The following is a 26,285-nucleotide window of genomic DNA, read 5'->3' on the forward strand; positions in this document are numbered from 1 at the left end:
GTGTTGTTTTCATTTTCCTAATATCCATGAAGCATGCTTCAATCGAAATCGTTCTATTCATTTTAAAATGTAAAAAGTTCCTACTTACAGGCTATTCCCGTTCGATCAGACCGTATTTACCATCATTGCGCTTGTAAACTACGTTAACTTCTTCGTTGTCTATATTGGAAAATACAAAGAAATTATGTCCAACCATGTTCATTTGAAGAATGGCTTCTTCCACATCCATAGGTTTCAATAAGAAACGCTTGGTGCGGACGACTTCCAGCTCATCCAGTTCTACATCCTCATCTTCAGCAACAGCCACGCCACCTGCCGGATCTTCCACAAAAAGGGTTTTCAAACTACCTTCCTGACGGAATTTTCGGTTTAGCTTGGTTTTGTGCTTGCGAATTTGCCGTTCAAGCTTGTCTACTACGGCATCAATGGATGCATACATGTCATCGCTCTCGTCTTCGGCACGGAGTACAAGCCCCGGCAAAGGAATGGTTACTTCTACAGTGTGCAAATCTCTGGTTGTGCTTAACGTTACACTTCCATCAGACGTCGGGGGTGCATCGAAATACTTTTCAAGTCTGCTGAATTTCTTATCAACGTAGTCCTTCAAAGCGTCGGTAACCTCGATCTGTTGACCTCGTACTGTTAAGTTCATAGGGCACGCCTCCTTTGCTCCTCCAGTATAGCACATTTGTTAACGCCAAGTAAAAAAAGAGACCAACATTTCGAAGCTATTTTACAAAATTCTTCTTTTTTCGCTAAAACACTTCCGATAACGTCATTCTTTGAAAACAGATATGTTTAAAATTGATTTGCATACATATGTGAATAATGAGTGCATATATAAATATTCCCCGCTGGACAGGTACATGGACTTGTGCGGTATGCAAGGCCTGGTTACAATCCAGACAATTTATACGAAAGGATTATTACACCCAGCCTAGCTGGCTCTTCCCTATACGGAGATCCCAAGATAACGGATTTGGAAGAGATGGAAAGTAGGAAGCTAATCCATGGCTTTTATTCAGCGTTACGTAACGAACCAGACGGGGGCTGTCACCTTTATAGGGAATACACTTGGGCTGGCACGCTCTAATTCGGTAGGAGTGCCAGGAACGACGACCAGCATTGGCGCGTTCATCACAACCAATACAGCCTCTCGATTCGGCACGTATCCATTCGGTACGACTTCTGTCTTTACCAGTAACTCATCGACAGCATTCCTTGTGCTCCCTGCGGGCAGTACGGTGCTGTATGCTGAGCTTATTTGGGGAGGAAGTTATGCCAACGGCAGTACCAATGTATTGTCCAGCGCCAGCAACCCGGTCACATTTCAGACACCTGCTTTATCTACTACGGTCAGCCCTGAATCTGCAACATCAGTCAACGTCACCAGTCTCAGTACCTATGTGAGAACAGCGAATGTCACAAATCTGGTCATTCAAGGCGGTGCAGGGGCATACACGGTCGGAAATGTGACGGGCACCATCACGGTTCCCGATTCCACCAACACCAACCATGCCGGCTGGACGCTGGCTGTGGTGTACAACAACCCATCTCTGCCCTTCCGTAACCTGTCGCTACGTGTTGGTGGTGAAGGGGTCAGTACCGCTACAGGCTCGGTCAATGTGGTGGTGAGTGGCTTTGCCACGCCTATACAGGGGACTTTGCGTGGAAGGGCGCTGATTAGCGCCCAAGAGGGTGACGTGGACATCACTGGTGACCGTGCGTTGTTTGGACCTACCACATCCAGTTTGACTGCGCTGTCTGGGCCTAATAATTTTTCAACTAATTTTTTCGCTTCTCAAATAAACGGAGACGACGGTACATTTTGATATCAATGCTCCGTCAATATGCTGGCAGTGACGGTGCGAGCGAGGTTACCAGCAACACCGTGACTATAACTGTTTTTGATCCACAGCTTGCCGCAAGTATCTCTACGGAAAATACGGAGGCCATCGCAGGAGAAAGCCTTGCTTATACGGTACTGCTCAACAACTTTGGCAACGTAACATCCGAAGTTACACTGCAAAATTTCATTCCTGCCGGGACTCTATTGATTCCTGACAGCATACAGTTGAACGGTCAATCACTGTCAGGAACCGATCCTACTGTCGGTGTTAGCCTTGGGTCTGTGGAACCCGGACAGTCATTGACACTGACTTATCAAGTGACCGTATTAGAGACGCCTCCATCCGGCTACATCGTAAATCAAGCTGCCTTTGCCTACTCGTTTACGTTACCTGGAGGAAGAGTCGTATCGGGGACATTGAATACCAATACCGTTACGATCCCAGTTGTATTCCCACTGCTCGAATTAGTTAAAAAGGTGAGTACCACGGATGCCTCTGTAGGCGAAACACTCACCTTCACCATACAGATTACTAACAAAGGAGGAATCCCAGCTCAGTATCCGCTGTTCACAGACCCGTTGCCGCATGGACTCATTTATGTACCCAACAGCCTGACTATTCAAGAAAAAGCACAGCCAGGCGCTAATCTCGCTGCAGGTATCACGCTCCCGGATATTGCACCAGGGGAGATGCTCACCCTTACATTACAGGCACAAATCCGTGAAGCACCTGCAGATGGAACATTCAGCAACCAGGCCACCATCGAATATACCTCACGTCGTAGTGGAAGAGAGACCATTCAGGAAACCTCCCAGACCAACACCGTCGGCGTGACCGTTATTGCAGCCATCCCTAAACCTACGCTTAGCTCCAGCGCTTTGCGTGTCGGCCAAGAAGATACCCTGTCCTTTACCGTCCATGTGGAAAACATCGGAAACACCCCACTGGAAGAGCTCTTGCTCACTGCACCATTTGCAGCCGAAGATTTCCTTTTGCTACGAACGGTCACCGTGAATTCTGTGCCACTTCCGCATCCTAACCTGCTCCAAGGTATTCCGTTAGGTCGGCTTGATCCAAACCACAAAGCAGTTCCATCGTATTCTCTTTCGACATCGAATCTGCGCTCCGCGCGTATCTGATCGCCCAGGTTATCCTGCGCTATCAATTCCGTTATCCAGACGGAAGCGTAGAGAAACAATCTGCCTCCTCCAATACCATTTTTGTGGAGATGGCTGACTTTGACGGTTCTCTAGAGTAAATGTTCTATTGTGTTAAGCTCCTTACCACTGGGTAAGGGGCTTTTTTATGTAATTAGATAACATAAAAAAGCCCTGGAGTATATTCCAGGGCAGTTGCTAGCGCGTTATCCATTGCTAACCATCTTACCAATTATGTAGGTCGGCTATGCCGGGGATGATTATAATTTGGTTACGTTAGCGGCTTGTGGTCCACGTGCGCCTTCGACAATGTCGAACTCCACGTCTTGTCCTTCTTCAAGTGTTTTGAAGCCTTCTGTTTGAATTGCGGAAAAATGTACAAATACGTCGCCGCCGTCAGATGTTTCAATGAAACCATAACCTTTTTCTGCGTTAAACCATTTTACTTTACCTTGCATGCACTAACATTCCCTTCGTCATCAAATGAAGTGAAGCTCTCGCCCACATTTCCGACTATACCACCCAAAGTTATCCATTGTCAATTGGAATTGATAATGTTTTCATGTATAGTTATTCCATATATAATACAATGGGTAAATAGTCAATAACTAAAAGTAGCTTCGTCGCTATACTTAATGGTTGAAAGTCTGAATCCTAGAAAAAAATAGTCAATACTGCTCAGTAATACGTTAATAGGAGCGGATTGACGATGTGGACCTCAGTAAGTAGCAATGAACATTTATTTAATCATGGATATGTTCAAAGTGGCGTTGCAACTGGAAGAACCATGGAAACTCACGCATATTGAGTTTGACAACCTGGATCAAGCTTGGCATCTCCATCTGGATTTTGAACGGGGGGCTATGTTTGCATGTCCCCAATAAGCAAAGAATTCTAAAAATGATTTACTAAACCGCACTTCTATTCTAGAAGCATCCATGAACTGTTATTCATCAGGTTAAAGACATATTCCAAACTCCTCATTCACGACCTCAGCAAATACAATTTTCTCTCAACAACTAGGCTTGGACTCCAAGCCTGTTCATCTCCCAGTGCCAGGTATCTACGCACATTTCTTCAATGCCTCGTTGGGCAATCCAGTTTAATTCTTCATTAGCTTTTGCAGGGTTAGCATAACTTACAGCAACATCACCTGGTCTTCTATCAACAAACCTATACGGAATGCGCTTGTTTGTTAACTCTTCAAATGCATGTAATTTCCAGTACACTATAGCCTTTACCGGTACCCAGATTATACGTCTCAATACCAGTCATTGAGCTTATTTTTTTCAGGGCAGACACATGTCCTAATGCAAGATCAACTACATGAACATAGTCTCTAATTCCTGTCCCATCTCTTGTCTCGTAATAATTACTAAATATATTTATAAATGGTAATTCTTTCAGTAATACCTTGATGATGTATGGCACTAAATTATTAGGAACCCCCCGTGGAATTTCACCCAGCTTTCCACTGGGATGGGCTCCAACCGGATTGAAATATCTTAGTAGCGCTATACTCCATTCATTATTTGACAAATAGAGATCATGGAGCATCTGTTCTATCATTAATTTAGTGCGACCATACGGATTAGGACTCCCTGTAGGAGAGTTCTCGGAAAATATTCCTTCTTTACTAGGGCGATACACTGTTGCAGAAGAGCTGAATAGCATTTTTTTCACTTTATACTTCTGCATTATTTCGCATAAATTAATGGTTCCAACCATATTGTTATGATAATACCTAAGAGAGTTACGATTAGATTCGGCTACAGATTTATATCCGGCTAAATGCACAACAGCCTCAATATCGTTTTCTCTAAATACAGAGTCGATATCGTTTAAATTCAATAAGTTTACCTGATGAAACTTTACTTTTCCTCAACTAATTCGCACAAATTATTGAAGGATACAAAATGACTTCTCGATAAATCGTCTAATATGATCACTTCATACCCTTCTTTAATTAACTCTACACAAATATGGGTTCCTATGTACCCATTCCCTCCAGTTAGTAATATCTTCATAAGATGATTCCCCTCCAAGAAGATTTTGCGATTTGATGAAACCCATATTCGTTCAGAAGTGAGGTCATTAAGCAACCCTTTCAAAAGTTCATTGGTATGATTTATTATGGCCTCGGTAAAGCGGTGTTCTTCCGAGAATATCTTGCAATTATATTCAACTGCTTTCAGCTTTTATTCCCTCGAAAACATTATTTAAATATCTTTTTAATATTAAAGTGAACTTTTTGGATCCCTCTTTATTTAGATGTGATACATCATAAAAGTCATTGTCGTCAAAGCTGTCGGATTCAAATAAATCTATAAGATCTACTTTGAAGTCATCCATAATTTTCTTTATATTCTCTTTGAAATCTTTCTTTATACGTGAAGAGAAAAAATTGTAATAATACTTACTGGTTGGACATACCACTAAAATAGGTTTAATATTCTTGCTTTGCAATCGTGAGATTATCTCTCTTAATATTTCTATATTTTTCAAAACAGTACTTGGGTAATTTTTGGAACAATCCTTAAAGGCGATATCTTCCCCTTTTACCTTGTCATTTTTCTCCATTATCCGACTGACATAATTATCCCACCATGATTCGCCTACAACCTTAAGGATGTCATAGAGTATTTCTATAAAATTGTATTTAAAAACTTTATTAGCAACTTGTTTAAACAACTCAGTTTCAGGTGATATTCTTTCGGTCTCTTGTTCTAGAAACGAGGAATAAATTTTCATTCTATCTCTCATGCTGCTTTTAGATAAATCGTATTCAAAGCTATAGTAACTCAGACCTACAAATGCAAAATCAGCATTTTGCTCTTCTACAAAAGATTTTACCCATTGAAGATCATAGTATAAATCTTGACTTGAGACAGCTAAATTCACAGCATTATAAGGCTCTAATTCATTTATATCTATTCCTACTTCTGCATAAGAAAGCCCTGTAACAAAACCATTTACTGTATTATCATCATGCTTATAGGAAATAAAAGATTTATAGGCTCTATAAGTTTCAAAATCATACGAACTCTCTACAAATTTTTTCAAATCTATAATTGTTGTAGCCTTAGAGTAAAAATAATTATCAGTTATAATTAGAAAATTAACAATAATATTCTCAACTTCTTGTGAGTTTACAACAGCTATATTTTCAATAAACTCTCCGTAATATTCTGGTTCATCAGAGATAAATGCTACTATTCTAGCTTTTGAAGCATCAATTAGTTTATTAATGTTCATTGAAATGAGATTAATACCACTGATTACAATGCTCTGTGTTCCTGTGGCTTTGTCTATATAATTACTGAGATTATTTCTAAACTCAAAGTACTTAGGAACTAAGCAATCACTATAAAGAGTTACAATTTTATCCGAATTATTAGTTTCATATGTTAAGACAAGCTCTTCAAACATACTCCCGACTTCATTGAATAGTTCATTTACTTCATCAAAAATGTACACACATGAAGGGGAACGTAATAATTTGTCTATTGTCACAATACCATCAATCAAAATATTTATAGTTGATATAACTTGATCGTCAAATACGCCCTCTCTCATAATTTTTTGAGTTTTTAGCATACACAGTCCAGTGTCTAATACTAATCTTTCTAATTCAAATAATATTTTGGAATCATTCAACATTGTAAATAGCTAGCTCCTTTTTTTGCTCTGCTGGTTTAATATTCATCATATCCTCTAATCTTCCCAGATTATCAAATTAGGATTTACATTCTCTCTACATTTTTTTACATTAGATACTTTCACAAATATTAAAAAGCTCTCACCACACCGTACAACAATGTTGGGAGAGAGCTTTTAACATTTATTTCCTACGATCCATCAGAAAGCTATCAGGCGTATAGTTAGATTCATAAGCATTACGTTGCGATTTGGCCATATTTCGCTGGACAAGCCAATTTTGGGCTTCCTGTTTCAGCGATTGCATGTGCTGATCAATTATTGCATCGTGGCTTAGAATAGACTCTAATTTCTGTTTTTGCTCCGCTGTCATAGGCGTATTTTTCAAGACACTCAGCAGTTTATCCACCTTCATCTGACGAACTTCGACAAAAATCTCAACTTCCTCGTAATTTGTCTCATTCAGTCGAAGTATGAATTGTTGGGTTAATTGCTCTAATTGAGATAAAGCGTCATTTATCATAGCTTACTGTTCCGTTGACAATGACATACCTGCCGTTAGCTTGTTCACTGCAATCCAAGTTTCACGCAATTCTTGCAGGTAACCCAGAACTTCCTCACCTGACTCAATCTTTTTCTTGATATTGGTTTGAATCAATAAATAGTTCATATATTCATATAAAGCATATAAATTTTTGGAAATATCATACGAGTAGTTTAACGTAGACATTAACTCACTAATAATGCTTTGGGCTTTACCCAGGTTTATGTTTGCTTTAGCAATATCATTGGATGATATTCCATCAAGACCGGCCTTTACGAACCGAATGGCACCATCATATAACATAATAATGAGCTGCCCCGGGGTAGAGGTCTGCACCGAAGACTGTTTATATTTTTCATAAGGAGATGAGATCAAACGAATCACCCTTTTCTAAACTATTGTAAAAAGCTTGTCAAACTGGACGACTGCGACTGGTACTTGTTCATAGCCGATTCCATAGCCGAAAACTGCTTGTAATACCGTTTTTCAGCATCAGCAAGTTTTTTGGTCATCTCTGTAATATCGCTGTTATAGTTTTTAAGCTGCTTTCCCATTATACTGTCAGCCTTTAAGGTCATACTAGCATTTGTATCGAATTTTGATGTACCTGCTTTTTTTACAAACATGTCTAACGTAGTATCAAGCTTACTTCTTAATTCGCTAAAGAGAGGCTTGCTGTTTACAACATCAGACGACCCTTTGAATATATTCATAACCTTATCCGGATTTGTCGTCAAAGCAGCTTTCAGCTTCTCTTCATTAATTTGTAATTTACCATTTTCGAAATATTGACCTGTAGTAATACCAACCGAACTTAAATCGCCTAATTTACTGGAAATAACCATACGCATAGAAGACACAGCAGAACTTACTATGGAATCGTTTTTAAGAAGACCACTTTTCGCCTTTTCTTCCCACTGCTTAATTTCATCTTCCTTCATGTCTTTCCTTTGATCGGCTGTCAGTGGAGGAAAATCGCGATACTTTTGTTCACTTAGTTTCGTATTAAATGTACTTAATAGGTCATTATAAGTATCCACAAAAGATTTAATGGTCTCCATAGCTTTTGTTGGATCTGATTGGGTTGTAATTTTAGCCGGTCCAGTGCTTCCCGTGGTCTCTAACAGAGTCAGTGACACTCCATTAACGACAAGGGAGTTGTTATCAGGATTATAAGTTTTGGAACTCGAATCCGCCGTATTCGTTACTATAACTTCCCCTTTTTCAGCCGCCTTTACATCTGTAGAACTAATTTGGAATAAGTCCATGAGCGTACTACTTTTAACCTGCTTATCTGCACCTGTTAATTTAATATTATTGCTATCCCCATAATCTTTAGCTGTAATGGAGAACTTGCCGCTGATTTCATCAAAGGTTGCTGTCACGTTCGCCCCTTCTGAATTGATACGGGTCATCACTGCAGATATTGTATCAGTTTTAAGAAAAGTGATTGTTTTGTCATTGATATTTAACTCATAAGTATCTGACGCACTGCCACCTGCAATTTGCTCCAATGTTGTATTTTTAGTAGCATCTGCCGTACTGCTTCCGGCAGTACGTAGGCCTGTAGAGGTTTGCATATTGGACTTTGTTGCTAGCTTGTTAACGACTACAGACATAGGTGTAGAGCTAGCATCAGCATTAGCTTCCGCTTTAATAGCCGTTGTATTACCAGTTAACGTCGATTTCTGAGTGTTCATTTTGTCAGACTTAGTCATTAAATCGCGCAACTTATCGCTAAACTGAACGATCTTAGTATTTAATTCACGGTAACTATCACGCGTCCACTCTAATGTCTGCTTCTGCTGATTCAGCTTGTTTAATGGAGACTTCTTCGCGGTCATTAAAGAGGTCACCATACTGTCTATATCCATTCCTGAAAAACCATTTATACGCATCTAATTGCCTCCTTATACTTTTTCATCTATGAGAATTCCTGCAATCTCCATCATCTTTGCTACTAAATCAAGCGTTTTTTCAGGAGGAATCTCTCGAATCAATTCCCCTGTGTCTTTATTGAGGACTTTGACCAAGATCTGGTGTGTTTTTTCATGCACACTCATTTCTAACGTGGTTGTAGGTCCTTGAAGAGCTTTAACAGCTCTATCTATTGCCTTAATAAGTTGCTCATCCCCCATGGAGAATGAAACTCCCTGCCTTTCAAGCTTGCTTAACTCTGAACCACTTTTCACAGCTTGTATTAGTTGGCTGTCCTGATGAGCTACAGAATCGCTATGTTGACTTATCCCGTTTGTATTGCCACTCACCGCATTTGTTGAAAGAGAAAACTGTAGATTCATCTTGCAACCTCCGATGGGATTATTTATTATATTTATCGGTTCGCAATGCATGAGTTTGAATAGAATAGTTAAAATTGATTACCTTTATACGTTGTGCGCCGAGTGGAATGCAATCTTATAACCGATTTATTTTTAATAGATATGCAAGAAAGGAACAACCCTCAAGCGGGTCGTTTGAGGGTTATCCCTTTCTTGCATATGTGAACTACGGCAGGCTGTAATGGCCATTTCGCTCAGCCAACTCCAAGGTTCAGAAAACGGATTTCTGTCATATAATCCGAATAATCATATTACGAATAGACATCAACTCGAAAAAAAAGCATTCAGAGAAGACATTTATATTAAAACTGATATTTTGTAATCATCCAAACAATCTGCTTCATATTGAGCAATCTGTTGTTCACACAGTTCCTTTACATCTCTACCTCGTAAATAATCGATAAACCATTGGACAGTAGCATCTAACGCTTTATCGAGACCCCATTTTGGAGACCAATTAAGTTCATTAAGTGCTTTGGAGTGATCCAATTTAAGCATATTGGCTTCATGTTTAAGGTCTTGATTTACCACCTGATATCCTGGGTGCTCATAAGGCCATTTGCTAAGCATTTGTTTAACAACCCATTCAACTGATCTGATGTCATTATCCCGTGGTCCAAAATTCCAGGCTTGAGCAAAATCATTACCCTCCAAATATAAATTTTGGCAAAGCAGTAAATATCCTGATAATGGTTCAAGCACATGTTGCCAAGGTCGGATAGCTTCAGGATTTCGTATTTGAATCTGGACTTCATTCCTTAATGACTTAATCAAATCAGGAATCAGTCGATCTTCTGCCCAATCTCCTCCACCGATCACGTTGCCAGCTCTCGCCGTAGCTACCTTTATTTTAGAAGATTGGAAAAAGGAGCTTCGATAGGCTGAGGTAACCAGCTCTGAGCAAGCTTTGCTGCTAGAATATGGATCATATCCACCTAATGCATCAATTTCGCGATACCCCCACTGCCATTCCCGATTCTCATAACATTTGTCTGTTGTAACATTTAATATAACACGTACCGAAGGACAACTACGCGCAGCCTCCATTACATTAACTGTACCCATTACATTTGTGGCGTATGTGTCGACAGGACTTTCATATGATCTTCTAACCAGGGGTTGTGCTGCCATATGAATAATGATCTCAGGGTTTGCCTTCTGCATGGATTGTTTAAGCTTTTCAAAGTCTGTTACATTCCCATCTGTTATAGACTCGACCAGAACATCCCCTATATTACCTAAATCAAATAAAGATGGAGTTGAGGGGATATCCACAGAATAACCTGTAATATGTGCACCCATACTATGAAGCCATAGGCTAAGCCAACCTCCTTTGAATCCTGTATGACCAGTAAGAAATATACGTTTTCCGAACCAAAAGTTGCGATTTACAATACCAGATTTCCTCATACAAGCTTCTCTACTTTCATATAGATTCATTTCCAATGTAGCTCATTTGATATATTTCATACGTACTATTCAATAAGGACTTCAGGTAATTCACTTCATTTTCTCTTCCATTACCCAAAAACTGAGCTATGTTCTCAACCATTTGGTCACTCTCAGGATTACGTTGTGGGGCATAATTCACAATTGAATAAAGTTCAAAACCATTAATTCTTGCTTGTGCACAAACCATATCTCGAATGTAGATTTTACGATTATGAACTGAATTTGACGAATTCAACATTTCATACAATGACTCGATACTAATAATGTTGTTAACCGTGAAGACCAACTTACCATTAGCATTCATTGTGTGAGAAAGGCTATTAAAGATGGTTTCCAGATTATCTGAATAACAATCCAGTGGTTTTTCAATGTATACTAAGTCAATACTTTTTTTCATAACTTCTGGTAGCTGGCTTAAACTATCAAGAGGAAATACTTGTTCTGCAATACTACTAACATCCACATCATACTTCCGCTCAGTAGTACAAACAGATAATTTTGGTTTATTTCCATGTATTGACCAAATGCGATTTTTTATTTGCAATAAAGTAGCTCCGCACTTTACATCAATACCTAGAATTGAATTCACCCCGGACAGAAGATTAGCCTCTATATCTAGGTATGTCGAACTCATACGCGCGTCCATCCAAGCGTCAAGTCCATATCTTTCTTTGAATGTTTCCCGACCTTCTTCAAGAGAATTGGTCTGATGGTCAGTTACCGTAGTCAGACTACCGTAATGATGCGTTACTGTATCTCCACAATATATGAGCTTATAACCAGCACGTCTAATTCTAAAACTTATATCATCATCCAGAAATTCACCACGGAAAAAGCGAGTATCGTAATATCCTATCCTGTTTAGAAGTGCTGTTGGACAACATAAAACGTTAGGTAGTAATACCACCCGTTCTTCCCATTTAGAGGGATCGCTTACATTGTACTCTTTAGCTTTTTCTTGAAAATCTTCTTTGGATATAAACGGAATAGAAATCTGCTGCAAGTTAGAAATAGAGGTTGCTCCTGGAGAGGCAAATCCGATTTGATCATCTGATTCAATGCAAATAATTAAGTTTTCTAACCAATTTGGAGTAAAAATAAAGTCGTTACATACAGCAGCAGAGTATTTCCCTTCTGCTGCCATCAGGCCCATGTTGAATCCTTTAACAAGATGTATATTATATTTTAAATGGATAACTTTCGCACCTGGAATAGAATCAAAATACTCTTTAGTTCCATCTGTAGATCCGTTATCTACTAAAATCAATTCATAATCTACATTATTAGTATTCATTAAAATGCTCTCCACACAATCTCTCGTATAATCGAGGTTATTGTATGCTAATAAAACGATACTGACTTTACAGAGTGAATTCGCACCCCTTGCAGAAATATCATCATGATCCACGACTCCTATTTCCGGATAGAACCGCGGATAATCTCGTTTGCTAACCAAGTCCTCTGCAATATAGGCAACCTCAAACTCCAATATTCTATACAATGAACTAAAATGGAAGCGAAAATCATATAAAAATAGTTCCACATTATCATGAGTTGCATTCTCTTTAAGCTCATTGATATAAAACATAATATTAGCGTTAATTTCCTTCACACGGTTAGGAGTAGATACTGTAGCAGTCGAATTCTCCACCACACTCAATAAATCTGACAGATCATCCAGTATTGCAAGATCCGAAATATTTAATTCACCATTTTGAATACAATTGTCCAAATGCCTGATTCCTTCATGTCCAGCTTGCAAAGACTGAAGGAGTTGAGTAGCTGTATAATTATCCATCTTACTCTCCCTTTTGTAACGAAACTGAAACTCCATCGGTATTCATATCGAAGTCTTTCCAACTTTCATCCTTCTTTGAAATAATTAAACGCTCGCTCTCAGGCCAATTTATACCAAACACTTGATCATTCCAACGAACCCCAGACTCATGGGAAGGAGTATGATTTTCACTCATCAAATAGTGGATTATTGTATTATCTGTCATTGTTTTATAGCCATGTGCAAATCCTTTGGGTATATATAAAGATAAGCAATTTTTATCAGATAGCGTTAGACCATACCACTTTCCAAACGTAGAGCTTTCACGATTTAGATCTATAATAACGTCATAGATTGCGCCATTAAAACAAGTAACAATTTTATCTTCACAATAAGGAGGTAATTGAAAGTGCATACCTCTAAGAGTCCCAGCATTCTGATTAAATGTCACGTTAGATTGAGTCATTTCAAAAGAAATCCCATAGTTTATCATTGTCTCTTTACAAAAACTTCTAGCAAAGTACCCCCGATTGTCTTTAATAGGCTCTAGTTCAATTACTGCTGCTTGGTTCAAAGGTGTAGAATGAATTAACATCAATATCCCCCTATAATGTGCCACAAGCTATTTAATAACAAGTCTGTTCGTGGTTAACAAACTTTTGCAGTGAGTTAACCCAGTCAAAAATACGTTTTCCATTCGTACCTTCAACCAAATCGATATTCAACCTATTATATTTGAGTATTCCTTTATATCAATGCGTAAGAAGGGCCTTCAGCATCTCATTCACAAATATTTCTATATTATCTTCCGGTAAAATTTCTAAATCGTTATATAAACTTGTAAATTGGAATTGAACGACCTGGTCATCTCCTTCTGGGCGAATGATCTGTACAGGAAGATTAAATTTTTCCAAAGCAACTTTTTTAACAAGATTTGCATAATGTAAGATGCTCATAGTTTCCTTTCCATAAGCATGTATAACACGATCAACCGGTTTTTTCTCTAGTGTCCATAGTATTTTTTTACACACATCAGAAATGCCTACAAAATTACGAATCTGATTACCTGGAGTTAAAAGGGTTATTCGTTGTTGCTCTACTGCTTCCTTACAAAACAGAAAAGGTACCAAATTCCATCTCTTGAATTTCCCTAAATTTGCCGGGACTCCAAAAAGATTAGAAGGACGGACTATCCATGCATTGATCTGTTTGTTACGATCAAACATTCTGGCAGTTTGTTCAGCTGTATAATGTGCAAGTCCGTAATCATTACTTGGCGTGACATAGGAATCCTCTCTTAATAGTCCACTTTGTTTGCCAAAAACATGAAAACTGGAGAGATATATAAAGTCACGAATGTTATTATTCTTACAGAAATCGATTGCTGCATGTATTCCAGCTGCATTTTCTGATAAGGCACGATAAGGATCATGTCTGTAAAGATCTTCAGTTGGTGAAACCGTGTGTATCATCGCATCAATACCATGATAATTTAAGACAGATACCTTGGATGGAATTGAGAAATCCATCATAATATCTCCATCCGAGTCCCGTGTGGCCGTGATAACTTTATAATTATTGGATCTTAGTAACTGTGCTATGTGAAGGCCTATATAACCACTTGCACCACTGATTAAGACTGTCTTCACTTTTAGAGATCATCTCCATTCGGTATGATTGGGACATTGAAAAACGACTGCACCCAAGATGTGCTAGACTTTTTAACATAATGTTGCCCAGTATCGATATGACGATAATACAACGACCTACTCTTCAGATCTTTATTTCTCAGCAAAGCCTGGTTTCCAATTGTAACCAGGTCCCCTACAGTACAATCACCGATAATCGATGACTGAGGAGCCAAAATAACTCCTTTTCCTAGCTTAGGATAGATTCCATTAACGGCACCTACAGTAGATCCTTGATAACACACAAAAAAATCACTGTAGGATGCTTTGCCTAATACAGCACCACCATGTACAATGAGAAAAATGTTTGGCATCCCCGCATCATACATGCATAATACACCATTTAAAGTCTTGTTTAGATTAAAAAGCTTGGATGCCAGTTCAGTATCTTCATATCTCTTCCATACCGAGTTGGATAAAAACCATAAAAACAAAGTATACTGATCTGAATGCAGATGAGAGAAAAATGTAGTCCCTTTGCGATGATATGCTTGTAAGGCTACATGCTGAAAGCAATACTCCGTACGTTCGAGCGCATGATTAAATGATTGTTTGAATAATGTATCTTTATTCAATAAACGATTATCTGGATAAAAATTATTTAACTGCTGAAAAACATAATTTTGCAGATCATCTGTGCTTAAAGTTATTTTAAACATATTCCACTCCATAGATTACGTTTTATGAATCCGACCATACTTTCCAGGGGGCCTTCTGTTTCTCCCAAAGCTCATCAAGGATAATCTTTTCACGTATAGTATCCATAGGCTGCCAGAAGCTGTGGTGTCTATAAACGTTCAATTCCCCATCACGTGCCAGGTTTTGCAAAGGTTCTTGCTCCAAAATTGTTTTCTCAGTATCTTGTATATAATTGAAAACTTGAGGCTGGCAGACCATAAACCCGCCATTAATCCAGCCTCCATCCCCTTTTACTTTTTCAGTAAACCCTGTAACGGACTCACCCTCCAATTCAAGTCGACCAAATCTTCCATCTGGTTGTACGCCAGTAATCGTAGCCAATTTGCCACCTTCTTTATGGCACTTTACCAGCTTCCCAATATTAATATCTGCCAAACCATCGCCATAGGTGAGCATAAATGAATTGTTCCCCACATAAGGTTCAATACGCTTTATACGACTGCCAGTCATTGTATTTAAACCCGTTTCAACCAAAGTGACTTTCCATGGTTCCACTGAATTTTGATGAACTTCTACAGTGTTTCCAGAGCCAGAGGAGAAGTCAAAGGTAATTGCTTCTGACATATGTCGATAATAATTGGCAAAATACTCTTTAATAATATAACCTTTATAACCCAAGCAGATAATGAATTCATTATATCCATAATAAGAATAGGTCTTCATGATATGCCACAGTATTGGCGCATCACCGATTTCAATCATAGGCTTAGGTCTTATATAGGATTCTTCGCTAATTCGTGTTCCTCTGCCCCCTGCCAAAATAACAACTTTCATCTCTATTCACTTCCCTATCTGAATATTCAAACACAACGACCCCACCAAATCACATATGAAAATGGTTATATTCCACTTTCAGTGAAACATTCTACCCAGACATTGAAACTTTCGATAACTCTTGATTCCAGCACAGAAAGTGCTTGTGGGAAATCCTTATCATACGCAATTCGAAAATCCAGAAGGCAACTTTTTAACACATTAGTATTAATTTTTAAGTCTTTGTTATTACATTTCTCGCAAAGCGGGATTATTTCTTTCTCCAGTTGATTTGCTGCCTGCACTGTATCATAGATAAGTGTTTGAAGTGTTTCTGATTTTCCCTCTGAAATGTTATTATATATAAATTGGATAGCTTCCTTCATAGTTTCAACCAGCTGTACAATACCTTCTCGATCATAGTCAAACTCAGAAGTCATTTTTAACAACATATCCTTGTCTTCTTGAGTTATTCTCTTATACCAGACAAGACTTTGATTGAACCGACTATAGGATCTGCCAAAAATATCATCCAAGGCTTTAATTACTCCTGTATGATAACCCTCTATACCGTCTAAATGCTTGTTGTCACCATGCAAAAGATGAGGAGGAAGTTCATCTGCATAACACTCACAATCATGCCCCATTAATAGTCCGCCGACTTTAATTTTTCTTATTCCTTTGATTATATCCTGATAAACATAGTCATACGTATGGTTAGCGTCCACAAAAATAATATCAAAATAATCATCCTGTAGAATGTCCATGCCCACCGTTGAATCGCACACAATAGGCTTTATATTATCGTAAACACCGGTATATCTCATTACACTCTTAAAATGTTCGAATGCATTTTCATAATTTGCAATATTATGGCTTGCTGTATCCGGACTGCCCTGCCACGTATCCATACAGAATAAGATATTACTATCTGAGAATGTTTTGAGACTATTTGCAAAGAAATAACTTGAACATCCGAACCAACTTCCTACCTCTAGAGCCCTGATCTCAGTATGTTTTCCAGCCATTAATTCGTTGTATATAAGACTTGTAAGTGCCACGATATCAATCATGGTAGTTTCGCCGTAAGTGTACTTTTGGATAGTTGAATAGTTTTCCAACATATGAATGTATTCCTGTAGCAGCTTTGGAGAACTTATCGTTGTATGGTTATTATGAATCCCACCGAAATGTAAAACAGTTACCGAAACATTATTTTGTGTATTTATTAACTTCACTTCATCATTTTGAAATGTTATTTCGATCACTGGAGTTCCCCCGTTAATTTAAATGTAATAAAAGATCAAGCTTATTACATATATTAGTCCAACTGAAATTAGTCTCTGCAAAGTTTTGAATTTCATAAGTCGTCTGTTCTAGTCTCACGTTGTCATTACAAACCTCTAATAATATTTCAGACAGTCTATGAGAATCATCTATAGGAAAAAGCTCCCCAAATGTGCTGTCATTGGTAATATCAAAAGCCGAGTCAAGTTCGGTTGAAACAATAAAACATCCCCCTTTAGCTGCTTCCGTGAAAACTAACGGGAATCCTTCCATTCTTGAGGTTAAACAAAAAATTTTAGCTCGCCGATATTCGTTTTCTAAAACCCTCTTGTTTTCTATTGAACTGACGAATTCAACCCTGTCTCTAAGCTCCGGATTTTCAGTGAAAAACTGATGAATATATTGAATGAAATGGTCTTCAACATTCCCTACCAGTTTAAGTCTCCAATCTGGAATTTTTTCAGCAACTAATTTGAATCCTTCTAATAAAATTTCATTGGCTTTTAGATGATTTCCAATTCTTGCAACTGTTAAAATCACATTTTCTTTCTCTTCGAAATTCACATTAGGACTTGAGCAAAAATTATAAAATCCATTTGGAATATACTCTATCTTTAAGGGCCACTTTTTATTCAAATAATGATATAATCTCTTGTTCTCAACGCTGATTACATCGCACTTTTTAAGTATTTCAAATAGATTATCCGTTAAGTCAATACGATTCATCCAGTAGATATTTGCATCCAGCTTTAAATAAATTTTACCTTCCGGATTAAGGGTTTTATAATTCACTATCCAACTCAGCGTAAATGGATATATACCTATTAAGAATAATATATCAATCTCTTTTGCCTTTTTTGCAAGATAATCATTACCATCAGTTAAGATGTCACCTCTATTTTCAACCAAATCAATTTTTAAGCCCTTCACTTCTGCCTCTATATAAGGGAAATCCTCAATGCCATAACATGCTATTGCAGAATCATAATTATGATACTTATGAAGAATAAACGGTATCATTCCGAGATCTTTAGTCAGATGAACATTTAAACATTCTGGCCACAGAGCTACCAGACGAGGTTTAGTTTCTGTTGTAAAATTTTCCATAATAAACTCCTTATTTTTAGCATTATATTATCTATTAAAATTCTGTTTAGACCATGAACAGAATGGGAACTTACGATTTATTTGAGTTAGGACAGAATTCTTTGCAATTTGATCATCCACTCTTTCATATAGCTCGTAAGCTCTCTCATAAGCCACATAATCATCACAAACTTCAAGTAGTTTTGTATAAAAGAGCTGTGCATCTTGTATATAATTCGACCTAAGGCAAGCATCACCCAACATTTCAATAATCTTTATATTTCTTGGATATTGTTCAAACAGTTTAACTAATAGATCGATAGCTATCTCGTTGAAACCATAGGCAACAAGATGCTCACAAACCTTAACTTTTACATCAACACTACCTTGCCACAAATAATCCAGTATTATTTCAAAGGTTTCAAATTCCTGTAATCGAATTAGATGTATCACTGCTCTCTCTAATATATTCTCGAGATGTGATGTTAATTTTGTATCTTCAGAAACTTCATTCATCAAAATTTTGTATAATTTTTTTTGTTCCTTTTGACTCAGATTAAATAATGGTTTGGCCCTTCTAAATAGAGTTTCATCCTTGAGGATAATGGACAATAATAAAATATCCTCTCCGTTCTGCTCATCAACATCCGCCGCTATTTCCAACCACAAGGCCTGCGCTCCCTCATAATCTCTAGCATATTGCCGCGCAGTTGCCATTACATTATCTTGAACAGTCACGTTATACTCTGTCAGATATCTTTGCAAGAGGGGATGTCTCAACTGATACATCACTTCTAACATTTTTTCCAGCTGACCACTATTTGATATCGGATACAACTGGTTTGTACTTACGAATACTTCTTCTAATGGAACATTTGCTTTCTCTATGATTTTAAAATATTTCCCCATAATCGGCGCAAAGTCATTTTTCAGCTTAAAAGCTTCTAAAATATGTTCATAACTCTTCGTCAAATCATTTCGCAGTTCATACCATTCTGCTAATCTAAAGTGTGCTATATAACTCCCATGGCCTTCTGTAACGGTGATCCCTTGATCACCAATATCAAGACATTTTGTCATCGTAGTTATTGCATCTCTATAGTATCCTGCTTCCATAAAGTAAAGAGCTTGTAGATGAAGCAAGTCTACTTCTTTAGGATGAACCACTACAGCTTCTTGCAAAATTTGTAGAGCCTCATTATACCTTTTCATTTCCCCTAAGCTTCGACATAAAGTTATAATCAAATCTGAAGCGATCGTTAAGTTCTTACTCATTGGGTAAGCTCTCTTCAGAAAGGCTATTGCTTTTTCATGTTTACCGACCCACATATAAGTTCTTCCCATATTAAACAGGTTATACACCGTCGGATTTTCTTCAACTTCCTTCAACATAAGAGGGAGATTTCTTTTGGCTTTTTCCCTTCCCTCCATCATTTCATCTGTGTAGCCAGTATGCATAATAACAAGACCGGCTTGTCCACTTATCAATTTATGTTCTTCGTCCATAATGTTCAAATGTTCATGAAGACGGTTTTGATAATACAGGTCTTTATTTTTTGAAAAAATCCGGATTGCCAAATGGTTTAGAGCACGTTCAGACGACATAATATTGTGTATTTTTGTGAAATAGTAATCTGCTCCTGATGCGATTTCTTTTTGTAAATCAGCGGATTCTTCTAAGTACTCGTCTGCGTCTAGCACTAAAATATAATCTGTAGTGGCATATTTAATGGATTCGTTTCTGGCAGCAGCAAAATTGTTATTCCAATCCATATGATGTATATCATTAGTATATTCTTTAGCGATATTAACAGTTTCATCTGTTGAACCTGTATCTACAATTACAATCTGATCTACTTTGCCCTTTACACTATCAAGACATCTTCTAAGATACTCTTGCTCGTTTTTTACAATCATACATAAAGCAATTGTTTTCATCGTGTATTCCTCTCATTTCGCATTTACGAATCAGTTAGGATATATATCGGTCAGTTGATAATCATAAGTTAGACTGGACTTATGAAATTGTGGGTCAAGATGTAAATATTTAGAGCTATGGGCTAACCCTACTCATCAACACATACATGAGGTTTCCACCCTGCTGTACTTTCCAATGTTCGTACTCATCGACATGCAGATTACAATAGTGTTTTCAATTCATATTGACGGGCAAATATATCTCATCTTGGGCAGTAGAATCCCTTTACCTTTCCTCTTTGCCACAATAGCTATTGCACCTTACGATAGATCAGTAGATAGAATGAGATGGAACGGGCAATAGCTACTTAGTACAGAACTCAATCATAAAATTCATGATAATATGTATGATGTCATCGAAAAATGAATCAGTGTGTTAATTGCTAGAGACATTGGCGTAACAGAAAAGGTCGTTTACAAATTGAGAAAGGAAGCCAGATGGAGGGAGTTTGGAAATAGCGGAAGGGAAGCAGTCTATAAAGTAATGAAAATTTCAAATTTTACATATTAGATAGAGACACGTTCAATAACATTTAATTACCCGAGTAACAATTTAAGTTCCCGATAAATTGTTACTAGGTCGGAACATTGATCTCGAAGTAAGCATAGAGTCCTTTTTTGCCAAATCTCGCCCAGACTTGACTGTGCCGGGCTACTAGCGAGAAACTCCTGCATGGTAACTGGGTCACTCACCCCTTTTGAATATAGGAAAGGAAGATAGATAGTATGATAACCTACATGCAAATTCCATCATTCTCTCAATTACGTTTTAGAGCTACAGATCTCCAAGCCGAGTAATAGATATCTAACCCTTTGTAGTAAGGTAAAGCGAGCATATTTTTTACGGCTTGGTCAATGAACTCTCGCTTCGGTAATCGCAATATCACACAAATTTGTCTCTTTAGTAGTGAAGAATTCCATATAGACCGTACGTGTTGGGGATTAGGCTTTCCACTTCTCAACTAAGTGGCTCAACTGTAAAAATAAAACAAGGTTCCCGCGATCTGCGGGAACCCGAGGAAGAATGAATTCCTACTCAGTTTGTTAAACGGCTATCACTCTGATCCAAAAAGCCATAGGGGCCACACTGAGAACGATTCTCTTTCCTAGAGTTCTCCTTATCCATCGTATGATTTCAAACGTTGTTTCAGTCTAAGAGGGGAACGTTCGCTAATTCATGTTCAGTATCTTCCTGCAAGAATAACCATCTTCAATATATATCCTCTAAATTTATTTTCTATTTAATACAAAGGATCTGATCTTACTCACTACATATTCAATTTTCTCCTCGGTTAATCCCGGGTATACTCCGACCAAAAAAGTATCACGCATGATTTTATCGGTGTTTTTAAGGTCACCGCTAATTCGATAATTAACATTGTTGAATGCAGGTTGACGAGTTAGATTCCCAGCAAATAACATGCGCGTTTGGATGCGACTTGCTTCCAAATAAGAAACAATCTCATTTTTCGTAAATTTTACGCCGTCCTGCACAGTCAGAATGAAACCGAACCAACTAGGATCAGAGTTTTCAGTTGCTCTTGGAAGAATGAAGTAGTCTTCCAAATCCTTCAAACCTTCATATAGCCGCTTAAAGTTATCTTTACGTACTTGAGTAAAAGTGGGGACCTTTTTAAGTTGCTCCACTCCGATAGCTGCTTGCATCTCAGTAACACGTAGATTATAACCAATGTGAGAGTAGGTGTATTTATGGTCGTATCCATATGGTAACGAGCCTAATTCCCAACCAAAACGCTTATTGCAAGTATTATCACAACCTGATGGGCACCAGCAATCTCTTCCCCAGTCTCTGAATGACTCAATAATTGACTTTAGCAGAGCATTATTAGTATAGACTGCTCCACCTTCACCCATAGTCATGTGATGGGGAGGGTAAAAGCTTGATGTACCGATATGCCCGTGCGTACCTGTGAGTTTCCCATTAAATGTAGAACCTAGAGCATCACAGTTATCTTCAATCACCCACAAATTATATTTTTCAGCGATCTCCATAACTCTGTCTAATTCAAATGGATTTCCCATTGTGTGTGCAATCATAATAGCTTTTGTCTTCGACGTGATAGCTTCTTCAATACGATCGACAATGATGTTATATGTACCTAATTCAACATCAATAAAAACAGGGACAGCACCGTTCTGAACGATTGGAGTAACAGTCGTTGGGAACCCTGCAGCTACCGTAATTACTTCATCTCCCGGATTGATCTGACGATCTTTCAGTTTTGGGGACGTCAACGTAGAAAACGCTAGGAGGTTAGCCGAAGATCCGGAGTTAGTAAGGAGGGCGTATCTTACACCTAAAAACTCTGCATATTCTTTTTCGAATTGTTTATTATAACGGCCAGCGGTTAGCCAAAAGTCCAAGGAAGAGTCCACCAAACTCCTCATTTCCTTTTCGTCATACACACGCCCACCATATGATACCGTAGAAGATTCCAAATTAAATTCTTTATTTTTATCAAGATGGAATAATTCATAATACCCTTCTACTTTAGAAAGAATATCCAAGCGTAAAACTTTCTCAAGCAACACAGACGATATAGTGGTAATAAGTTCTAGCTCATCCTTCTTGATAATAGTCCTCAAACGTATATCAAGATACAAGGACTTAGTGCCAACTGGGATTTCAAGATGGTATTTATCAGAATAATTTTCCGGATATACGTCTGAGAGGATATATACGCCAACCTCATTATCTCTAACCTCATTTATTAACGCCTTCAGACCGTCACACTTGCTGTCAATTATGCTTCCGATATTCAAATTTTTACACCCCTTAAAATTCATTCATATTTAAAAAAATCCAATCCTTGTTTCCCAAAAAGTTAATTAAAGTTTTAAAAAAATAATGAGATTAATTGTGCTAATAAACTCCGATTCCTACAACGCTACCCATAAACTCCAAGACCCTGGTCATAACCACCTCTTCACTCCCCTCCTGGTATCCTTACCATGTCGAACGAGCGAGCCTATGGTAAGTCGAGTGTTTCAATGATTATCAGGCTCTTACTTACCACAAAAAATTCGGTTCAAGGATTCAATTGTATAATTAATGAGAGCTTGCCTCCACACTGAACGTTTGGATCTTCATTTACACTATTAACTTCCTTAATATAGGATAATTAGTCTCCACAACAAAACTAGAAGGCACTAACATATTTCATTCCAACATGGTACCGAATTAAGCTAAAATTCGCAACTATCTTCTTAAGCACTGCCTCACACCCTAATTATCCTAGTCGATTCCTCGATGTATCATGTCATACATGAGGTCGCAAGCTCGCCGATCTCTCCTAAGCATGGACTTTATCATCACACACTTCCCACTTGTTCTTCACTCGGTTAACAGGACAACCTAAAAGGAGCAACCTTACTTGTGTAAAACATACTCTGATTCTTTTACTTACGTACATCTTTGGCAGTAGATTTTTTTTGGTTTAATAAATAAACGCTAGCCTTGTATGAAGTTCGTATTCCTCAGGTCGGAGATTTCCTGTTGTCTTCCTTCCAATCCCACCTTACGGTGGATATGACTTCTTAAAGCTAATGACTACTGCTGCCTTCGCCATTCGAGGCTTTAATCCTATAGATAGATCCATACTGGGCGCATAAAAAAAACTGCTGAGAATAATCTCAGCAGTTCCATTAAAAAAACGATTAACGAAGCAATTGAAGAACGGCTTGCGGTTGTTGGTTTGCTTGTGCCAACATAGCTTGGGAAGCTTGAGCAAGAATATTGTTTTTCGTTTGGTTCATCATTTCTTTAGCCATGTCTACGTCACGAACACGGGATTCAGCAGCAGACAGGTTCTCGGAAGTAGTTCCCAGGTTGTTGATTGTGTGCTCCAAACGGTTTTGGTTTGCACCCAATTTAGCACGCTCGGAAGATACCGATTTAATAGCAGCATCCAGAGTTGAAATAGCTGCGTTAGCGCCTGTTTGAGTGGAGATAGAAACAGCGGAAATACCCAATGATGCAGCACTCATGTTCCCAATAGACAATTTAATATTTTGGTCGATGTTAGCACCAATGTGGAAAACTGCACCGCTGACACCAGCGCCGTCCAACAATTTTTTAGTATTGAACTCAGTATCTGTGGAGATACGTGTTACTTCTGTTGTCAATTCTGCTACTTCTTTTTGAAGTTCCTGACGGTCAGCATCAGTATTTGTATCATTCGCAGATTGTACAGCCAGTTCACGAACACGTTGCAGAATGCTGTGTGTTTCGTTCAGCGCGCCTTCAGCTGTTTGGATCAAAGAAATGCCATCTTGAGCATTTTTGGAAGCCATATCCAAACCGCGGATTTGACCACGCATTTTTTCGGAAATTGCCAAACCAGCAGCATCGTCACCAGCACGGTTGATACGAAGACCAGAAGACAGCTTTTCGATTGCTTTGTTTGTGTTAGTAGTGTTCGCGTTCAATTGACGGTGCGTGTTCATTGCAGCGATATTGTGATTGATAATCATTTTAAATTTCCTCCCTGAAGGTAAATGTCCCACATCCATGTGGTTTATTGTTGTTACAGCTATTCGTTGAAGTCGGCCGCCCCTCCGTAATAGCTTGTACTATATATATCGACATTCTCGTCGATCTTTTAATAGCATTTTAGGTTTTTTTTTATTTTTCGTTATTTTTATTTATCATCTTGCGCAAAGCATCCAAATTTGACTGCGTATGGGCAGCAGATTCACGATTGGACTCTTGAATGGATAAATAGATTTCTTTGCGAAAGATGTCCATCTGTTTGGGAGCCGAAATCCCTATACGCACTGTATCTCCCTCTACTCCGAGCACCGTCACCTCAATGTGATCCTGAATGATAATAGACTCGCCTTTCTTACGCGAAAGTACCAGCATGATTATTCACCTTCCTTTGAACGGATGGTTTCGTCTTCCTTAGTGGGTTGCAGTGAATGCTTGGTCGAATACGGAGACTGGTGCAAAACAACCTGCTTGGCTTTCCTATTATCAGGATTGAATACCAAAGGTGCCAATAGATTGATCGTTGAGCTTTCTACCTGCTCATGTAATGTTAATATGCTGCGTACGACTAAATTAGATTCAATCTCCAATTCTTCCGTTTCACTATCAGGTAATTCAAACTCATATTCAGGATAAAAAATAAAAGGATCCACTAAGACAAAAGATAGTTCTTTCTGCTGAAGGGACTGGAGATAGTAAAAGGGTGCCTCATCCTGATCAAGCAACACAAACTCGGTCGTCTCCTCAAATCCCGGAATTCCTTTTTCAAAACGATATACTTCTTTTTCATTAACTTCAATGTCACCCCAAATAGATGTGGATATAATCACTAATATTCCTCCAATATTTAATCAGATATATACATTTTATTATAAAAAAAAGGCTATAGATGGCTTGAATAACCTCTATAACCTTAACTTATTTTACATCGCGACATCAATTTCAGGTGGAATATAGGCCACTGATGGATACTGCTGCATATAAATCTCCAGTTTCCCCCGAGTATACTCAATTTCTGGACGATTAACGGTCACATGCATTTCCGATACAGCAGGTGTAAAGGCAATATCAGGTGCACGCGTTTCAACATGAATATCAACATTATCCATAGATGCTGGACCCCTAAATTCAGGAAGCACATGCGTTTCAGTATCCTCTCCAAAAACATTGGCTATAGTATTCCCAGGAATGTGAATATCCGCCATCCGATTACCTTGCTCCACTTTATGTGCAAGAGCTTGTAAAAATATCTGTGGCACCCCTGAATAGATTCGATTATTCATCTCAAGGTAATTGCCACCGTTATAGGCAGAGAAGGCTGCACTTTGATCTATGGTCAGCTGTGGCTTATACTGATGAATTTCCAGTTGAGCACGGCGTGTCGTTAATTCCATATCTGCCGAGGGCTGTCGAATCGAATACTGCCCAGGGTCTGCGTCAATATGCAGGATAGCCGGAGTTTGCCGGATCTGAAGTGTCGGAATGATGGACATCTCTCCCCCTCCTTAG

23 protein-coding genes and 2 pseudogenes are annotated in these 26,285 nt (G+C 38.4%); 3 read left to right on the forward strand and 22 right to left on the reverse strand.

The annotated features are described in order from the left end of the window. Nucleotides 1-91 precede the first annotated feature (91 nt). Entirely contained in the window at nt 92-652 is a 561-nt protein-coding gene (gene hpf, locus MKY75_RS22470) for a ribosome hibernation-promoting factor, HPF/YfiA family (RefSeq protein WP_013312261.1), read from the reverse strand. A 358-nt stretch (nt 653-1,010) separates the two neighbouring features. Between hpf and MKY75_RS22475 the strand changes: the two are divergent. Next, a pseudogene (locus MKY75_RS22475) lies at nt 1,011-1,831 on the forward strand (DUF7507 domain-containing protein); the annotation flags it as partial. Nucleotides 1,832-1,837: 6 nt separating this feature from the next. Beyond that, nucleotides 1,838-2,989 carry a hypothetical protein gene (locus MKY75_RS22480; RefSeq protein ID WP_340886567.1) on the forward strand — a complete coding sequence of 384 codons (1,152 nt, stop codon included), beginning with the start codon at nt 1,838-1,840 and terminating at the stop codon, nt 2,987-2,989. 278 nt (nt 2,990-3,267) lie between these two features. Here the strand turns inward: MKY75_RS22480 and MKY75_RS22485 are convergent, their stop codons facing one another. After that, complete coding sequence (locus MKY75_RS22485; RefSeq protein WP_013312263.1) at nt 3,268-3,465, reverse strand: cold shock domain-containing protein; 198 nt, start codon at nt 3,463-3,465, stop codon at nt 3,268-3,270. Between the two features lie 273 nt (nt 3,466-3,738). Between MKY75_RS22485 and MKY75_RS22490 the strand changes: the two genes are divergently transcribed. Then, nucleotides 3,739-3,891 carry a hypothetical protein gene (locus MKY75_RS22490; protein WP_203055933.1) on the forward strand — a complete coding sequence of 51 codons (153 nt, stop codon included), beginning with the start codon at nt 3,739-3,741 and terminating at the stop codon, nt 3,889-3,891. A 135-nt stretch (nt 3,892-4,026) separates the two neighbouring features. Here MKY75_RS22490 and galE read toward each other — a convergent pair. The 20 genes and pseudogenes from galE to MKY75_RS22590 all read right to left on the reverse strand — a co-directional run bounded on the left by galE (nt 4,027) and on the right by MKY75_RS22590 (nt 26,269). Continuing rightward, nucleotides 4,027-5,034, reverse strand: a pseudogene (galE, locus tag MKY75_RS22495) (UDP-glucose 4-epimerase GalE). A gap of 154 nt (nt 5,035-5,188) precedes the next feature. Further along, nucleotides 5,189-6,667 (reverse strand): hypothetical protein, encoded by a 1,479-nt coding sequence (locus MKY75_RS22500; protein WP_340886569.1) that lies wholly within the window; start codon nt 6,665-6,667, stop codon nt 5,189-5,191. 181 nt (nt 6,668-6,848) lie between these two features. Continuing rightward, nucleotides 6,849-7,079: a hypothetical protein gene (locus MKY75_RS22505; protein ID WP_340886571.1), complete on the reverse strand. Its 231-nt coding sequence runs from the start codon at nt 7,077-7,079 to the stop codon at nt 6,849-6,851. Between the two features lie 111 nt (nt 7,080-7,190). After that, on the reverse strand, nt 7,191-7,583 hold the full coding sequence (gene fliS, locus MKY75_RS22510) for a flagellar export chaperone FliS (protein WP_165146241.1): 393 nt from the start codon (nt 7,581-7,583) through the stop codon (nt 7,191-7,193). Nucleotides 7,584-7,603: 20 nt separating this feature from the next. After that, entirely contained in the window at nt 7,604-9,106 is a 1,503-nt protein-coding gene (gene fliD / locus MKY75_RS22515) for a flagellar filament capping protein FliD (RefSeq protein WP_340886573.1), read from the reverse strand. Nucleotides 9,107-9,118: 12 nt separating this feature from the next. Further along, complete coding sequence (locus tag MKY75_RS22520) at nt 9,119-9,508, reverse strand: flagellar protein FlaG (RefSeq protein ID WP_340886575.1); 390 nt, start codon at nt 9,506-9,508, stop codon at nt 9,119-9,121. A gap of 336 nt (nt 9,509-9,844) precedes the next feature. Next, nucleotides 9,845-10,957 (reverse strand): CDP-glucose 4,6-dehydratase, encoded by a 1,113-nt coding sequence (gene rfbG / locus MKY75_RS22525; RefSeq protein WP_340887119.1) that lies wholly within the window; start codon nt 10,955-10,957, stop codon nt 9,845-9,847. A gap of 16 nt (nt 10,958-10,973) precedes the next feature. Next, nucleotides 10,974-12,797, reverse strand: coding sequence for a glycosyltransferase family 2 protein (locus MKY75_RS22530; protein ID WP_340886577.1), 1,824 nt, complete (start codon nt 12,795-12,797; stop codon nt 10,974-10,976). 1 nt (nt 12,798) lies between these two features. After that, nucleotides 12,799-13,371, reverse strand: coding sequence for a dTDP-4-dehydrorhamnose 3,5-epimerase (rfbC, locus tag MKY75_RS22535; RefSeq protein WP_340886579.1), 573 nt, complete (start codon nt 13,369-13,371; stop codon nt 12,799-12,801). A gap of 157 nt (nt 13,372-13,528) precedes the next feature. Then, a complete protein-coding gene (locus MKY75_RS22540) occupies nt 13,529-14,425 on the reverse strand; it encodes an NAD-dependent epimerase/dehydratase family protein (protein ID WP_340886582.1) in 897 nt (298 codons plus the stop codon). A 2-nt stretch (nt 14,426-14,427) separates the two neighbouring features. Next, on the reverse strand, nt 14,428-15,135 hold the full coding sequence (locus tag MKY75_RS22545; RefSeq protein ID WP_340886583.1) for a hypothetical protein: 708 nt from the start codon (nt 15,133-15,135) through the stop codon (nt 14,428-14,430). Nucleotides 15,136-15,145: 10 nt separating this feature from the next. Next, the gene (gene rfbF / locus MKY75_RS22550; protein WP_340886585.1) at nt 15,146-15,937 is read right to left on the reverse strand and encodes a glucose-1-phosphate cytidylyltransferase; all 792 of its coding nucleotides are present in this window, start codon (nt 15,935-15,937) and stop codon (nt 15,146-15,148) included. A 65-nt stretch (nt 15,938-16,002) separates the two neighbouring features. Beyond that, complete coding sequence (locus tag MKY75_RS22555; RefSeq protein WP_340886587.1) at nt 16,003-17,184, reverse strand: class I SAM-dependent methyltransferase; 1,182 nt, start codon at nt 17,182-17,184, stop codon at nt 16,003-16,005. 13 nt (nt 17,185-17,197) lie between these two features. Next, a complete protein-coding gene (locus MKY75_RS22560) occupies nt 17,198-18,310 on the reverse strand; it encodes a glycosyltransferase (RefSeq protein WP_340886589.1) in 1,113 nt (370 codons plus the stop codon). Between the two features lie 27 nt (nt 18,311-18,337). Continuing rightward, complete coding sequence (locus MKY75_RS22565; protein WP_340886591.1) at nt 18,338-20,227, reverse strand: glycosyltransferase; 1,890 nt, start codon at nt 20,225-20,227, stop codon at nt 18,338-18,340. A gap of 1,269 nt (nt 20,228-21,496) precedes the next feature. Further along, nucleotides 21,497-23,050: a lipopolysaccharide biosynthesis protein RfbH gene (gene rfbH / locus MKY75_RS22570; RefSeq protein ID WP_340886593.1), complete on the reverse strand. Its 1,554-nt coding sequence runs from the start codon at nt 23,048-23,050 to the stop codon at nt 21,497-21,499. An 894-nt stretch (nt 23,051-23,944) separates the two neighbouring features. After that, nucleotides 23,945-24,760 carry a flagellin N-terminal helical domain-containing protein gene (locus MKY75_RS22575; RefSeq protein WP_235306493.1) on the reverse strand — a complete coding sequence of 272 codons (816 nt, stop codon included), beginning with the start codon at nt 24,758-24,760 and terminating at the stop codon, nt 23,945-23,947. Between the two features lie 151 nt (nt 24,761-24,911). Next, on the reverse strand, nt 24,912-25,151 hold the full coding sequence (csrA, locus tag MKY75_RS22580; RefSeq protein WP_029514583.1) for a carbon storage regulator CsrA: 240 nt from the start codon (nt 25,149-25,151) through the stop codon (nt 24,912-24,914). A gap of 2 nt (nt 25,152-25,153) precedes the next feature. Further along, the gene (gene fliW / locus MKY75_RS22585) at nt 25,154-25,606 is read right to left on the reverse strand and encodes a flagellar assembly protein FliW (RefSeq protein ID WP_029514584.1); all 453 of its coding nucleotides are present in this window, start codon (nt 25,604-25,606) and stop codon (nt 25,154-25,156) included. Between the two features lie 93 nt (nt 25,607-25,699). Continuing rightward, nucleotides 25,700-26,269 (reverse strand): DUF6470 family protein, encoded by a 570-nt coding sequence (locus tag MKY75_RS22590; RefSeq protein ID WP_029514585.1) that lies wholly within the window; start codon nt 26,267-26,269, stop codon nt 25,700-25,702. Nucleotides 26,270-26,285 lie beyond the last annotated feature (16 nt).

It is taken from the genome of Paenibacillus sp. FSL L8-0663 (genome assembly GCF_038008125.1).
Taxonomy (GTDB): domain Bacteria; phylum Bacillota; class Bacilli; order Paenibacillales; family Paenibacillaceae; genus Paenibacillus; species Paenibacillus polymyxa_D.

Excerpts from the sequence above, each read along its gene's own strand:
- MKY75_RS22500 (WP_340886569.1), bottom strand. The coding sequence starts at position 6,667 with ATGTTGAATGATTCCAAAATATTATTTGAATTAGAAAGATTAGTATTA.
- csrA (WP_029514583.1), bottom strand. The coding sequence starts at position 25,151 with ATGCTGGTACTTTCGCGTAAGAAAGGCGAGTCTATTATCATTCAGGAT.
- rfbF (WP_340886585.1), bottom strand. The coding sequence starts at position 15,937 with ATGAAAGTTGTTATTTTGGCAGGGGGCAGAGGAACACGAATTAGCGAA.
- MKY75_RS22575 (WP_235306493.1), bottom strand. The coding sequence starts at position 24,760 with ATGATTATCAATCACAATATCGCTGCAATGAACACGCACCGTCAATTG.
- MKY75_RS22505 (WP_340886571.1), bottom strand. The coding sequence starts at position 7,079 with ATGAAGGTGGATAAACTGCTGAGTGTCTTGAAAAATACGCCTATGACA.
- MKY75_RS22480 (WP_340886567.1), top strand. The coding sequence starts at position 1,838 with ATGCTCCGTCAATATGCTGGCAGTGACGGTGCGAGCGAGGTTACCAGC.
- MKY75_RS22590 (WP_029514585.1), bottom strand. The coding sequence starts at position 26,269 with ATGTCCATCATTCCGACACTTCAGATCCGGCAAACTCCGGCTATCCTG.
- MKY75_RS22565 (WP_340886591.1), bottom strand. The coding sequence starts at position 20,227 with ATGAAAACAATTGCTTTATGTATGATTGTAAAAAACGAGCAAGAGTAT.
- rfbG (WP_340887119.1), bottom strand. The coding sequence starts at position 10,957 with ATGAGGAAATCTGGTATTGTAAATCGCAACTTTTGGTTCGGAAAACGT.
- MKY75_RS22530 (WP_340886577.1), bottom strand. The coding sequence starts at position 12,797 with ATGGATAATTATACAGCTACTCAACTCCTTCAGTCTTTGCAAGCTGGA.
- MKY75_RS22520 (WP_340886575.1), bottom strand. The coding sequence starts at position 9,508 with ATGAATCTACAGTTTTCTCTTTCAACAAATGCGGTGAGTGGCAATACA.
- rfbC (WP_340886579.1), bottom strand. The coding sequence starts at position 13,371 with ATGTTAATTCATTCTACACCTTTGAACCAAGCAGCAGTAATTGAACTA.
- MKY75_RS22490 (WP_203055933.1), top strand. The coding sequence starts at position 3,739 with ATGAACATTTATTTAATCATGGATATGTTCAAAGTGGCGTTGCAACTG.
- MKY75_RS22560 (WP_340886589.1), bottom strand. The coding sequence starts at position 18,310 with ATGGAAAATTTTACAACAGAAACTAAACCTCGTCTGGTAGCTCTGTGG.
- MKY75_RS22545 (WP_340886583.1), bottom strand. The coding sequence starts at position 15,135 with ATGGAGTGGAATATGTTTAAAATAACTTTAAGCACAGATGATCTGCAA.
- fliD (WP_340886573.1), bottom strand. The coding sequence starts at position 9,106 with ATGCGTATAAATGGTTTTTCAGGAATGGATATAGACAGTATGGTGACC.
- MKY75_RS22485 (WP_013312263.1), bottom strand. The coding sequence starts at position 3,465 with ATGCAAGGTAAAGTAAAATGGTTTAACGCAGAAAAAGGTTATGGTTTC.
- hpf (WP_013312261.1), bottom strand. The coding sequence starts at position 652 with ATGAACTTAACAGTACGAGGTCAACAGATCGAGGTTACCGACGCTTTG.